The sequence below is a fragment of the Rhodoferax sp. genome, assembly GCF_014859475.1.
Classification (GTDB): Bacteria; Pseudomonadota; Gammaproteobacteria; order Burkholderiales; family Burkholderiaceae_C; genus Rhodoferax.
Genome location: NZ_JACUUE010000022.1, coordinates 1 through 10,709, shown reverse-complemented (window position 1 = coordinate 10,709; position 10,709 = coordinate 1). Strand labels below are relative to the sequence as shown.

General features: G+C 60.8%; 12 protein-coding genes. 4 read left to right on the top strand and 8 right to left on the bottom strand.

The window, feature by feature from the left end; genetic code table 11:
• Position 1: 1 nt before the first annotated feature.
• Positions 2-1,087, bottom strand: a complete 1,086-nt coding sequence (locus IBX54_RS03680) for an ABC transporter ATP-binding protein (RefSeq protein WP_296541310.1) — start codon at positions 1,085-1,087, stop codon at positions 2-4.
• Between the two features lie 161 nt (positions 1,088-1,248).
• On the opposite strand from IBX54_RS03680, the gene IBX54_RS03675 reads away from it, so the two are divergent.
• From IBX54_RS03675 to proC, 3 genes are all read left to right on the top strand, one after another.
• Positions 1,249-2,013 (top strand): DeoR/GlpR family DNA-binding transcription regulator, encoded by a 765-nt coding sequence (locus tag IBX54_RS03675; RefSeq protein ID WP_296541309.1) that lies wholly within the window; start codon positions 1,249-1,251, stop codon positions 2,011-2,013.
• Complete coding sequence (gene glpK / locus IBX54_RS03670) at positions 2,010-3,512, top strand: glycerol kinase GlpK (RefSeq protein WP_296541308.1); 1,503 nt, start codon at positions 2,010-2,012, stop codon at positions 3,510-3,512. The genes IBX54_RS03675 and glpK overlap by 4 nt, the downstream gene beginning before the upstream one ends.
• Before the next feature lie 76 nt (positions 3,513-3,588).
• Positions 3,589-4,404, top strand: a complete 816-nt coding sequence (gene proC / locus IBX54_RS03665; RefSeq protein ID WP_296541307.1) for a pyrroline-5-carboxylate reductase — start codon at positions 3,589-3,591, stop codon at positions 4,402-4,404.
• Positions 4,405-4,409: 5 nt separating this feature from the next.
• On the opposite strand, the gene ubiA is transcribed toward proC, so the two are convergent.
• Genes ubiA through IBX54_RS03650 form a run of 3 tightly spaced genes read right to left on the bottom strand, consistent with a single transcriptional unit; the run spans position 4,410 to position 6,600 of the window.
• Positions 4,410-5,273, bottom strand: a complete 864-nt coding sequence (gene ubiA, locus IBX54_RS03660) for a 4-hydroxybenzoate octaprenyltransferase (RefSeq protein WP_296541306.1) — start codon at positions 5,271-5,273, stop codon at positions 4,410-4,412.
• A 39-nt stretch (positions 5,274-5,312) separates the two neighbouring features.
• Positions 5,313-6,272, bottom strand: a complete 960-nt coding sequence (locus IBX54_RS03655) for a LysR substrate-binding domain-containing protein (protein WP_296541305.1) — start codon at positions 6,270-6,272, stop codon at positions 5,313-5,315.
• 25 nt (positions 6,273-6,297) lie between these two features.
• Entirely contained in the window at positions 6,298-6,600 is a 303-nt protein-coding gene (locus IBX54_RS03650) for a DUF2007 domain-containing protein (RefSeq protein ID WP_296541304.1), read from the bottom strand.
• 100 nt (positions 6,601-6,700) lie between these two features.
• Between IBX54_RS03650 and IBX54_RS03645 the strand changes: the two genes are divergently transcribed.
• Positions 6,701-7,123, top strand: coding sequence for a CBS domain-containing protein (locus IBX54_RS03645; protein ID WP_296541303.1), 423 nt, complete (start codon positions 6,701-6,703; stop codon positions 7,121-7,123).
• A 5-nt stretch (positions 7,124-7,128) separates the two neighbouring features.
• Here IBX54_RS03645 and IBX54_RS03640 read toward each other — a convergent pair whose 3' ends face one another.
• The 4 genes from IBX54_RS03640 to IBX54_RS03625 form a co-directional block, all read right to left on the bottom strand.
• A complete protein-coding gene (locus tag IBX54_RS03640) occupies positions 7,129-9,444 on the bottom strand; it encodes an ATP-dependent DNA helicase RecG (RefSeq protein ID WP_296541302.1) in 2,316 nt (771 codons plus the stop codon).
• A 76-nt stretch (positions 9,445-9,520) separates the two neighbouring features.
• Positions 9,521-9,874 (bottom strand): type II toxin-antitoxin system RelE/ParE family toxin, encoded by a 354-nt coding sequence (locus IBX54_RS03635; protein WP_296541333.1) that lies wholly within the window; start codon positions 9,872-9,874, stop codon positions 9,521-9,523.
• Positions 9,783-9,974 (bottom strand): stability determinant, encoded by a 192-nt coding sequence (locus tag IBX54_RS03630; RefSeq protein WP_296541332.1) that lies wholly within the window; start codon positions 9,972-9,974, stop codon positions 9,783-9,785. Before IBX54_RS03630 ends, IBX54_RS03635 begins: the two co-directional genes overlap by 92 nt.
• Positions 9,975-10,072: 98 nt before the next feature.
• A complete protein-coding gene (locus tag IBX54_RS03625; protein ID WP_296541301.1) occupies positions 10,073-10,354 on the bottom strand; it encodes a hypothetical protein in 282 nt (93 codons plus the stop codon).
• Positions 10,355-10,709 lie beyond the last annotated feature (355 nt).

Sequence of the window (10,709 nt, the reverse complement as noted above, 5' to 3'; positions counted from 1 at the left end):
GTCAACGCCCTCCGCCGCGCACGGGCGCCAGCAACAGCATCCCGTGGTCATCAAAAATATAAACCTGGGCCGGACTGAGGTACAAGGTGACCTGCGCGCCCAATTCGAAGTAGTGCACGCCGGTGAGCTGCGCCACCACGTCGCCGACCAGCGACTCCAAGTGCACAAAGGTGTCAGAACCAGAGATTTCCGCGAGCTCGACTTTGCCGGGCAAAGCCACATCACCCTCCTGCTGATGCACCCGCAGCGCACTGGCACGCAGGCCTACCGTCAACTTGTCGGATGCTGTTGCGGATAGTGTCACCGGCAATGTCACAGGCAAAAGGGGGCCACCATTGAGCTCGATGCCTGCTGCGCTTGCGTGGGCTGGCAACAAATTCATGGGTGGGTCGCTGAAGGCGCGCGCCACCCGCAACGACTTCGGTTTCTGAAAAACCTCGGCGGTGGGCCCGTATTGCAGCAGTTCACCTTGATCCATTACCGCGGTGTAGCCGCCCAGCAGCAGTGCCTCCCCGGGCTCGGTGGTGGCGTAGATCACGGTGGAGCCACCCTCGGCAAACAAGGCACTGAGTTCGTCACGCAACTCTTCGCGCAGCTTGTAGTCCAGATTCACCAAGGGCTCATCGAGCAACAGCAAAGGCGCACCTTTGGCCAGCGCGCGTGCCAGTGCCACCCGCTGCTGCTGCCCGCCCGAGAGTTCAGCCGGGTAACGCTCCAGAAACATCTCGATGTGCAGTTTTTCAGCCAAGGCATTCACGCGCTGCTCAATGTTCTTTTCACCGCTCAATTTCAGCGGCGAAGCAATGTTGTCACGCACCTTCATGGAGGGATAATTAATGAACTGCTGGTAAACCATCGACACATTGCGTTTGCGCACCGGCACCCCCACCACGCTGCGACCATCGACCTTGACCTCGCCATGGCTCGGCACATCGAGACCGGCCATGATGCGCATCAAACTGGTTTTGCCAGCTTGGGTTGCCCCCAACAAGACCGTCACCGCACCGCTGCACGGCTGCAAACTCATGTCATAAAGCCAAGTCTGGCTACCCACCTGTTTGCCGATCCCTTCAAGCATCAAATCCATCTTGCGACCTTTACTAATGCGATGTCATTCGTCATGAATTTCCTATTGCTTCGAATTATTGTTCGTTTTAATTCTTTTTTTATCGGTATTTACCCTATAAATATTCTTTTTGATTCGTTTTAAAGTCAGGGCTTCGAATTGATTCAGCCAAAATACACCCAATGAAACCCAACCCAAGACAGCTCAACTTGCTTGCCACCGTGCAGGCTCAAGGCTCGGTGACGGTCGAACATCTGGCTGAAAAATTGGGGGTGACCCTGCAAACAGTCCGACGTGACATCCAGCGCATGGCCGACGAGGGATTGCTCACGCGTTTTCACGGCGGTGTCAGGGTGCCCGGCTCAACCATCGAAAACATTGCCCACCGCCAGCGTGAAAACCTGTATGCAGAAGGCAAGAACCGGATTGCACGGGCGGTTGCTGCGGAGGTACCCAACGACTGTGCCCTGATCCTGAACATTGGCACCACCACCGAGGCCATTGCGCGCGCCCTGCTGCACCACAGCGGCTTGCGCGTGATCACCAACAACCTCAACGTGGCCACCATCCTGAGCGCCAATCCGAAGTGCGAAGTCATTGTGGTCGGCGGCGTGGTGCGGGGCCGCGACCAAGGCATCGTGGGAGAAGCTGCGGTGGATTTCATACGCCAGTTCAAAGTGGACATCGCCATCATCGGTATCTCTGGCATCGAAGCCGACGGCTCCTTGCGTGACTACGACTTTCGCGAAGTCAAGGTGTCGCAAACCATCATTTCCCAGGCGCGCGAAGTCTGGCTGGCCGCTGACAGCAGCAAATTTAACCGGCCTGCCATGGTGGAAGTCGGCCACCTGAACCAGATTGACCGCTTGTTTACCGACGCGCCCCCGCCAGAGCCTTTCCCGGGCCTGCTGGCCGAAGCCGAAGTTATTTACAAGGTATCGCTATGACTTATTTGCTCGCCCTTGACCAGGGCACCTCCAGCTCACGCAGCATTGTCTTCAACGGGCAAGGCCAAGTGGTTGCCCAAGCCCAGCGAGAACTCACGCAACATTACCCGCAACCCGGCTGGGTCGAGCACGACCCGCTGGAAATCTGGCGCACGCAGCTGGCTACTGCCCGCGAGGCCTTGACCAAGGCCGGTATCACAGCACGCGAGGTGCGCGCCCTGGGCATTACCAACCAGCGCGAAACCACCGTGGTCTGGCACCGCACCACGGGCCTGCCAATTCACAACGCCATCGTCTGGCAGGACCGGCGCGCCGAACCCACCTGCGTTGCACTGCGCGAACGCGGCCTGGCGGCCAGCATTCAGGCCAAAACGGGCTTGCTGGTAGATGCCTATTTTTCCGGCACCAAACTCAAATGGATGCTGGACCAGGTGCCGGGTGCACGACAGCAAGCCGAAAACGGCGAGCTGGCCTTTGGCACCATCGACAGCTGGCTGATCTGGCAGCTCACGCATGGCGCAGTGCACGCCACCGATGTCAGCAACGCCGCGCGCACCATGCTGTTCAATGTGCACAGCAACCAGTGGGACGACGAGCTGTTGCAGGCGCTGGACATCCCAGCGAACTTACTCCCCGGCGTCAAGCCGTCCAGCGCGCTGTATGGCGAAGTCAGCGCCGACCTGCTGGGTGCAGCCATCCCGATTGGCGGCGTCGCAGGCGACCAGCAAAGCGCCCTGTTTGGCCAGGCCTGCTTTGCGCCGGGCATGGTGAAAAACACCTACGGCACCGGCTGCTTCATGCTGATGCACACCGGGCACCGCTTTCAAACATCTGCCAACGGCCTGATCACCACCAGCGCAGCCCAAACTACGACGCAGCCCGAATTTGCCATGGAAGGCAGCGTATTCGTAGGCGGTGCCGTGGTGCAGTGGCTACGTGATGGCCTGAAAGCCATCCCCAGCAGCGCCGAGGTGCAGGCGCTGGCCGAAAGCGTGCCCGATGCGGGCGGCGTGATGGTAGTGCCGGCCTTCACTGGCTTGGGAGCACCCTACTGGAAGCCCGAGGCGCGCGGCTCCATCACCGGCTTGAGCCGCGGCAGCACGCTGGCACACATTGCCAGGGCGGCGCTGGAAAGCATTGCCTTTCAGAGCGCCGCCCTGCTGCAAGCCATGAGCCGCGACGCGGTGGCCGCTGGCGGTACAGCCGTCAAGGAGCTGCGGGTGGACGGTGGCGCCTGCGTGAACGACCTGCTGATGCAGTTTCAGGCCGACTTGCTGGGCATCCCGGTGGTGCGACCTGCCGTGATTGAAACCACGGCACTCGGCGCGGCTTACCTGGCCGGGCTGACCACCGGGGTTTACCGCAGCACCGAAGAACTTGGCAGCCTGTGGCAAGTCGAGCGCCGTTTCGAGCCTACGGTGGCAGCCCATCGCGCCGCCGAGTTGATGGCGCGCTGGGAACACGCGGTGCGGCAAACCGTGCTGCCAATCAACCTGTAAAAGCGACCGGCCCTGACTTTTGATTAGACTTGATGCCTTTACAAACTCAGCGCGGATTGACCTCTGCACACCATCCATGAGCAAACGAATCGCATTCATCGGCGGAGGCAACATGGCCAGCGCCCTCATCAGTGGCCTGATCAAACAGGGGCTCCCCAACGAACTGATTGACGTGGTCGAACCTTTGGCCGAGGCCCGCGACAAGCTGCAGGCCAGCTTTGGCATCACTGCCCACCCGCAAGCGGGTGACTTTCTGCTGGATGCGCCGCTGCTGGTCTGGGCCGTCAAGCCGCAAATATTCAAGGAGGCGGCACTGGCTGCTGCCCCGCATGTGCTGGGCGGCTTGCATTTGAGCGTGGCCGCCGGTATCCGCAGCGACAGCATCGCCGCCTGGTTGGGCACCGAGCGCGTCGTGCGCGCCATGCCCAACACCCCGGCGCTGGTTGGCCAGGGCATGACCGGCTTGTTTGCCCGCGCCAGCGTCACGGCCAACGACAAGGATTTTGTGGAACAGGTGGTCGCCACCACGGGCGAATCTCTCTGGCTTGATGCCGAAGACCAGCTCGACGTGGTCACGGCCTTGTCGGGCTCGGGCCCGGCCTACGTGTTTTACTTCATGGAAGCCATGATCACTGCGGGCACCGAGATGGGCCTGAGCCGCGAACAGGCACAGCAACTGGCCATCGCCACCTTTACCGGTGCCAGCGCCCTGGCCAAAACCTCTGCCGATTCACCCCAAGTGCTGCGCCAGCGCGTCACCTCCAAGGGTGGCACCACCTTCGCGGCCATTTCCAGTATGGAAGACAACGACGTACGCGCCATCTTCATCGATGCCATGTACGCCGCCCGCGAACGCGCCAGGGAGCTCGGTAACGAGTTTGGTGCTGCCTGATCTATTTATTGCAAGGCATAGCTGGCAGCAATGCCGGCAAACACGGCAAAACCCAGCCAGTGGTTGAGCCGAAAAGCCTTGAAGCAGCCGTCGCGGGTACGTGTGCGGATCAGCGTGAAATGCCACGCCACCTGGGCCAGCGCCACGGCAATGCCAATGTAAAAAGGCACGCCCGGCACAAAATCCATCAGTGCCAGCGTCCAGATGCTGATCGATGCCAAATAAAACAGCATGACCACCGGCACATCCCACATGCCCAGTGTGATGGCCGAGGTCTTGAGGCTCAGCCGCAGATCGTCATCACGGTCCACCATGGCGTATTCGGTGTCGTAGGCCAACACCCAAAACAGGTTACCCAGCATCAGCAGCCAAGCCAGCGGCGGCAAGTCGCCGCGCACGGCGGCAAAGGCCATCGGAATCCCCATGCCGAAGGCAATGCCCAGTACCGCCTGCGGCATCGACACATAGCGCTTGGCATACGGGTAAGCCAGCGTGACGGCCAGCGCAGCTGCCGACAAGCCGACCGTGACGGCATTGGTGGTGAGCACCAGCGCAAAGGCCAACAGCGCCAGCACAGCGCCCACGGCCAGCGCTTCTTTCACCGAGACCGCGCCGGTGGTCACCGGCCGCGCCGCCGTGCGCTTGACGTGTTTGTCAAAGTCGCGGTCAGCCACGTCGTTGATGCAGCAGCCCGCGCTGCGCATCAAAATCGTGCCCAACACAAACACGCCGAGCAAATGCCAGCCCGGAAAGCCGCCAGCGGCCACCCACAGCGCACTCAGCGTCGGCCACAGTAGCAGCAGCCAGCCGGCCGGGCGATCCCAGCGGATCAAGGCCAGATACAAATTGAATTTTTTACGCCACTGCATGAGGCTCCATCTTTCTCTTTATTTCCAAAATCCAGGCCGTCAGGACAGGCGTCGCACACCCGGCAACTCGCAAGCATAAATGGCGTTGCGCAGCGCCGCAATGGCCTCGTAGCGGGTGAAGCTGCGTCGCCATGCCAGTACCACCCGGCGCGTTGGCGGCTTTGCACCTTCATGGTCAGCCACGGGCAGGTATTTCACATAGGCATCTTCATGACGCCTGGCTTTGGTCGCCAGGGCTTCCTTGGGCACACTCAGGCGCGGCACCAGGGTAACGCCCATGCCGGCGGCCACCATGTGCTTGATGGTTTCCAGCGACGAGCCCTCAAAACTCTTGCGAATGCCCTCGGTGTTGCTGGAAAAACGGGCAAACTCGGGGCAGACTTGCAGCACATGGTCACGAAAACAATGGCCGCTGCCGAGCAGCAACATGGTCTCGTTTTTCAATTCCTCGCTGGTCACCTGCTTTTTGGCCGCCAGCGGATGGTTGTACGGCACCGCTGCCATGAACGGCTCGTCGTACAGTGGCGCGATGGCCAGTCCGGCATCGGGAAACGGCTCGGCCAAAATGGCACAGTCAATTTCACCGGTACGCAGCATCTCGAGCAGCTTGACAGTAAAGTTTTCCTGCAGCATCAAGGGCATTTGCGGCGTGAGCGCAATCATCTGGCGCACCAGATCGGGCAACAAATAAGGGCCAATGGTGTAGATGATGCCCAAAGTGAGCGGCCCACCCAGGGGGTCTTTGCCGCGCTTGGCAATCTCCTTGATGGCGCTGGCCTGCTCCAGCACGCTTTGCGCCTGGCGCACGATTTCTTCGCCCAGCGGCGTCACCGTGACCTCATTGGCGCTGCGCTCGAACAGCTTCACCTCGAGTTCTTCTTCGAGCTTTTTTACAGCGACAGACAAGGTGGGTTGCGACACATAGCAGGCCTCGGCCGCCTTGCCAAAGTGCCGCTCGCGCGCCACCGCCACAATGTATTTGAGTTCGGTCAGGGTCATGGCGCTATTTTCACCCAGAGTGTTCTTAACGTGGCATCCAGGCACCGCAGGCCCAGCACTGCTCGAAACCGCCTTCCACCAGTTCACCACAGCCACATTGCCAGCGCCGCTGTGGCACGTGTTGCAAGTGGTACAAGGTTTCACGTGCGCGCGCTTCCTGCGCCGCGTCCTGAATCCAGACCTCGGGCAGGCATTGGTCGGGCGGCAATTCACCGGCGACGCCGCTCAAATACTGGCGCTGCACGCTGGCATCAATGCCTTCGACCTTGAGCGCATCAGCCCACAGGGTGGCGATCGCGACGTTGGGGGCTTGGGTCAGTTTTGGCATAGGCACTCAAGCATACGCGGCTTTCAGATTGAGAATGAGGTTGATTTGCATCAATGAAATCATGGCTGACCTTGCTAGCATGTGCAGAGAAAGGTTCACCATGTTCGATCTACCCATCCGCAGCGTTATGGAACGCAAGAAATTCATCACCGCAGCGCCCACTGACACGGTCAGCCAGGCAGCGCGCCTGATGGCCACCCATAATGCGGGTGCCGTGCTGGTGATTGAAGACCACCGATTGATCGGCATTTTTACCGAGCGTGACGTGGTGTTTCGCGTGATTGCCCTGGCGCACGACCCAAAAACCACCGTGTTGCGAGATGTCATGACCACCGAGCCTAAAACCCTCGGGCCGACCCAGTGCTATGGACATGCCCTGGTGATCATGCAAGAACACGGTTTTCGGCATGTGCCCGTGGTCGAAGATGGCAAAGCCATTGGCATTATTTCGTCGCGCAATGCGATGGATCCCGACCTGGAAGAGTTTGTTGCCGACCAGCGACGGCGCGAGCACTTCCGCTAACCGCGTCACGCTTTTAAATAGTCCGCCTTGCCGCCCAGCCAGCACCGCACATGTTGCTCGGCCAATGCCGGGTGCTGGTCCAGCAACAACGGCGCCAGGCGGCGGGCCCAAGCCAGCAACGCAGCGTCTTCGGTCACATCGGCAAAACGCAGCATGGCATCGCCCGACTGGCGCGCGCCCATGAACTCGCCGGGGCCGCGAATCTCGAGGTCGCGCCGGGCAATCTCAAAACCATCGTTGGTCTCTGCCATCGCCTTGAGCCGTTCGCGCGCCGTTTCACCCAGGCGCGGCGCGTCGCCAGTGGCATACAGCAGCACGCAAGCCGAGGCAGCGGCGCCGCGCCCGACGCGCCCACGCAACTGGTGCAACTGGCTCAGGCCGAAGCGCTCGGCATGCTCGATCACCATCAGCGAGGCGTTGGGCACATCCACACCCACCTCGATCACCGTGGTACTCACCAGCACACCAATCTGACCGCTGGTGAACAGACGCATCACCGCATTTTTTTCGGCCACCGGCATGCGCGAATGCAGCAAGCCCACCTGCACGCCAGGCAGCGCGGCACTCAGCTCGGCATGGGTTTCGGTGGCATTGCGCAGGTCCAGCGCCTCGCTTTCCTCGATCAACGGACAAACCCAGTAAATTTGCCGTCCCTGCGCCAGCTGGCCACTGATGCGGGCGATAACCTCGTCGCGGCGCGCCTCGTTGACCACCCGGGTGACGATGGGCGTGCGCCCGGGCGGCAGCTCGTCAATGGTGGACACATCCAGGTCGGCGTAATAGCTCATGGCCAGGGTGCGCGGAATGGGCGTGGCCGTCATCATCAGCAGGTGCGGCTCCAGCGCGTGCTCAAGCAAGTCCTGGCTCGCCGCGCTTCGCACTCCATGAACACCCACGTCATTGCGACAGTAGCCGTCATTGCGAACGCAGTGAAGCAATCCATCTCCCCGGACTGCATGGACTGCCGCGCTACGCTCGCAGTGACGGCTTCCTTGTTCAAGGTCCGTGTGCGGTATCGCGCCAGGTACGGCTGGCTCGTGATGACGATTCAGTTCGGCATCGGATTCACTTTCCCTTGACGCGAGCTTGTCACGCAAGGCCAGGCGCTGCGCCACACCAAAGCGGTGCTGCTCGTCGATGATGGCCAGCGCCAGTTGCTTGAATTGCACTTTGGTTTGAATCAGCGCGTGTGTGCCCACCACCAGGGCGGCTTGCCCGCTGGCGATCAGCGCCAGCATCTCGCGCCGCTCCTTGGCTTTTTGGCTCCCGGTGAGCCAGGCCACGGTCACGCCCAGCGGCTGCAGCCAGCCGACCAGCTTGGCAAAGTGCTGGGTTGCCAGAATTTCGGTGGGCGCCATCAGCGCGCACTGCCAGCCTGCGTCCATGCACTGCGCGGCGGCCAGCGCGGCCACCACGGTTTTGCCGGCACCGACATCGCCTTGCAACAGCCGGTGCATGGGTACCGGGCGGGCAATGTCGTGGCTGATCTCGGCCACCACGCGCTGCTGCGCAGCGGTGAGCTGAAACGGCAACGCCGCCAACAGGCGTTCAAGCAAACTGCCAGCACCCGCTGCGGTCAGCACCGGCGCGCGCAAGCGGGCTCGGGCGCGGCGCGCCTGCAGCTGCGAAAGCTGCTGCGCCAGCAGCTCCTCGGCCTTGAGCCGCTGCCAGGCCGGGTGGCTGTGGTCTTGCAGCGTGTCAAGCGACACATCCGGCGTCGGGTTGTGCAAAAAAAACAGCGCCTGACGCAGTTGCCACGACGGATGCAGGTCAATCTCTTGCAAATACTGCGCAGGCACGGTGTCGGCCAGCTCGGCGCGCGCCAGCCCGGCCTGCACCGCCCGGCGCAAATAGGCTTGCGGCAGGCCCGCCACCGTGGGGTAGATTGGCGTCAGCGCGGTGGCCAGCTCAGCGCCAGCGGGCTTGACCACCGGATGCATCATGGTCAGCCCGGCAAAACCACCCCTGATTTCACCGCGCACCCGAATCTGCTTACCCACCGCCAGCGCCTGCTGCTGCGACGGGTAAAAACTGAAAAAACGCAACAAACAGGTGCCGGTGCCGTCATCGAGCGTGACCAGCAATTGCCGCTGCCCGCCGAGCTTGACCTCGGCATGGGTCACCCTGCCCTCGACCTGCGCCACATCGCCCTCGCGCACATCGCGCAACTGCACCAGCCGGGTTTCGTCCTCGTAGCGCAGCGGCAAGTGCAGCGCCAGGTCAATCGGCCGCACCAGCCCGAGCTTGCGCAAGGCCTTTTGCGGAGCCGTCAGGGGTTTGGCGGCTTGATTGCCGGGCGGTGTTGCGGGTGGTGGGCGCATGCGCCAATTTTGCACGGATAAAGCACGGCTGCCGCACCGATCATCCGCGCCCTCTCAAAGCTGTTTAGCTTGGGTTTCAAGGGTACTTTTGACGGGAATGCAAAACGCGCAGCACGTCGATGATTTCATTGCCCACGCGGTAAACAAGAATGTAGTTTGGATGAACGACATACTCACGCGTACCTGGCTCACGACCAGGGCGAAATACATAGGGCATGAGTGGCAAATTTTCTGCAGCACGCATGATGGTTTCATGCAACTCGCGCGCTGCCAGCTCGTTGCGCTGTTCAATGTAGTCAATGATCTTGACCAAGTCGTCCTGTGCGTCCAGCTTCCAGTTAACCGACAGCACGCGCTTGCCTTTTTTCAGCCAGCAGACGCTCAACCCGTGCCATGGCTTCGTCGTGCGGCACGCTGGGGCGCGGATCATCAAGCGCCTCCTTAACCTTGGCGCGAAACCATTGGTCGTGGCTAATGGCCTCTTCTTGCGTTGCAAACTCGGACACGATGGGGGATAAAACTGCTTTCATGAATGAATTTTGTCTGACGCGCAAAGTTTTGTCCACCCAGAGACCTTGATTCAGCGTGTTAGTCAGCAACGTGCTGCGCAAGCGCCCGCATTGGTCATTCACCCGCGCACCTTCACCGAAGCCGCCACGGCCAGCGCTTGCAGCTCGTCGGCGCTCACGTGCAACCACTCGGCCAGCACCCGCAACTTGTCTTGCATGGGGATGGACTTGCCAAGCAGCCAGTTACGGGCCGTGTGTGACGTGATGCTTTTGCCCCAGTAGCGCAGATTGAATTCGTTGGCCAAAAGTGTCGGCGATGGCCGAATACCAATGCCTTTAAGGGCCAGGCGCAGGCGGTCAGCAAAGGCTTGGTTTTCAATCGACTTGGATGCATTTGACATGCCTCAGAAACCAGGGTTCACTTCACTTCAAATTTTTATCAAAAGTCGAAATAATTGTAAAAAACAATTACATTCAAGAAAAAAGAGGCTTTGCACTGAAAAAGCCCAAGCCAAAGGAGTGTCAGTTTGAATTTCTTCCCGTCACATCCATGCAAGCGCTCGCGCCCGCTTTCAGCTGCCGCAAGGTGGCCGCTCGCCCGAATTTTCCGCCTCGTTGAAACAACCTGCGCCGATGGCGCGGTGTCTGAATCAGGTCAGATACCGCACAGGTACCTTGAACCGCGACTTCGTCGCTGCGAGCCCCCGTATCCGGCCCGATACCGCACACGGACCTTGAACAGAGACTTCGTCATCG

What these genes read in the sequence shown, in the direction of transcription:
- IBX54_RS03680 (WP_296541310.1), bottom strand. Translation starts at nt 1,087, where the DNA reads ATGGATTTGATGCTTGAAGGGATCGGCAAACAGGTGGGTAGCCAGACT.
- IBX54_RS03675 (WP_296541309.1), top strand. Translation starts at nt 1,249, where the DNA reads ATGAAACCCAACCCAAGACAGCTCAACTTGCTTGCCACCGTGCAGGCT.
- glpK (WP_296541308.1), top strand. Translation starts at nt 2,010, where the DNA reads ATGACTTATTTGCTCGCCCTTGACCAGGGCACCTCCAGCTCACGCAGC.
- proC (WP_296541307.1), top strand. Translation starts at nt 3,589, where the DNA reads ATGAGCAAACGAATCGCATTCATCGGCGGAGGCAACATGGCCAGCGCC.
- ubiA (WP_296541306.1), bottom strand. Translation starts at nt 5,273, where the DNA reads ATGCAGTGGCGTAAAAAATTCAATTTGTATCTGGCCTTGATCCGCTGG.
- IBX54_RS03655 (WP_296541305.1), bottom strand. Translation starts at nt 6,272, where the DNA reads ATGACCCTGACCGAACTCAAATACATTGTGGCGGTGGCGCGCGAGCGG.
- IBX54_RS03650 (WP_296541304.1), bottom strand. Translation starts at nt 6,600, where the DNA reads ATGCCAAAACTGACCCAAGCCCCCAACGTCGCGATCGCCACCCTGTGG.
- IBX54_RS03645 (WP_296541303.1), top strand. Translation starts at nt 6,701, where the DNA reads ATGTTCGATCTACCCATCCGCAGCGTTATGGAACGCAAGAAATTCATC.
- IBX54_RS03640 (WP_296541302.1), bottom strand. Translation starts at nt 9,444, where the DNA reads ATGCGCCCACCACCCGCAACACCGCCCGGCAATCAAGCCGCCAAACCC.
- IBX54_RS03635 (WP_296541333.1), bottom strand. Translation starts at nt 9,874, where the DNA reads ATGATCCGCGCCCCAGCGTGCCGCACGACGAAGCCATGGCACGGGTTG.
- IBX54_RS03630 (WP_296541332.1), bottom strand. Translation starts at nt 9,974, where the DNA reads ATGAAAGCAGTTTTATCCCCCATCGTGTCCGAGTTTGCAACGCAAGAA.
- IBX54_RS03625 (WP_296541301.1), bottom strand. Translation starts at nt 10,354, where the DNA reads ATGTCAAATGCATCCAAGTCGATTGAAAACCAAGCCTTTGCTGACCGC.